The organism is Oleiphilus sp. HI0117, assembly GCF_001635235.1.
In genome coordinates, this window is sequence record NZ_LWGA01001458.1 from 1 (window position 1) to 937 (window position 937).

The 937-nt window shown below is 44.3% G+C and carries 2 protein-coding genes; both read left to right on the forward strand.

What is annotated here, in order from left to right:
• On the forward strand, nt 1-400 hold a 400-nt coding region (locus A3757_RS27375; protein ID WP_197470292.1), incomplete at its 5' end, for a hypothetical protein.
• Between the two features lie 27 nt (nt 401-427).
• A partial coding sequence (locus A3757_RS24360; RefSeq protein ID WP_304439223.1) for a sigma-E factor regulatory protein RseB domain-containing protein occupies nt 428-937 on the forward strand: 510 nt, incomplete at its 3' end.

Here is a 937-nt window from a genome sequence, read left to right on the forward strand (position 1 = left end):
TAGCGTAGAAGGTACTGTCCCTCAGAATCTTGCTGATCGCCGTGAGGATCAAAAAGTTGTTCCGCTTCTTGATGATAGCTCTGAATCGTCGAGCAAAAGAGGCGGAAGTCGTGCTTGGCTTGCCTTAGCGGCCAGTGTCGCTTTTGCCTTTATTTTTGCTTTTCAAGGTACGACTGAACTGAATGATGAAATACAAAGCACTGCTGCGAATATTTCTGCTGAAGGTGCGCTGCTTAAAGTTTCTGCGCAAGAGCCTAAGGTTGTTGTTGAGATGACTGAAGAGCAGGCGCGTCATTTTAGTCAGTATTTACTGAGGCATGCTGAACACTCGATACGTGGTACTCAGTCTGGTTTTATGCCTTTGGCTAGGGTTGCAAGTGTCAATTCTGTTGGAATATAAGCTGAGCTTGGAAGTGAAAATATCATCATGTTAATTGATTTGAATAAGCTTAATACTAAAGTTCTTCTGCGTGGGTTGTTGCTACTTTTTTGTCTTGTCGGTGCGCCGCTCTATGCTCAAGGCGCCAAGGAGGAATGGATTTATCAGTTTCCAAAGGAGCGCAGCGCCTGGGAAGCAATTGATTGGTTGATGTTTATGCAACAAGCCTCTGTAGAGCAGAACTATCGTGGACGCTTTATGTTCTCGAGAGGTGCTATGTCGAGTACCATGAGTGTTATTCACCAGTACGAGAAGGGTCTTGAGAAAGAGCGCTTAAAGCAACTCGATGGCGAGATGGGCGAAATTGTCCGTGATGGTGAGCGGGTAATGTGCGTCTTTCCGAATAACAGAGTTGTAGAGGTAGAAAACAGTCCTCTTTCCAATAACTTTACTAATAAGTTTGTTGGTTTTATGCCTGGTAAGAGTCATTACTCTTTAGTTCTTAAGGGGAAAGAGAGAATGATAGAGCGTTCATGTGTTGTGGTGGAAATATCTGCC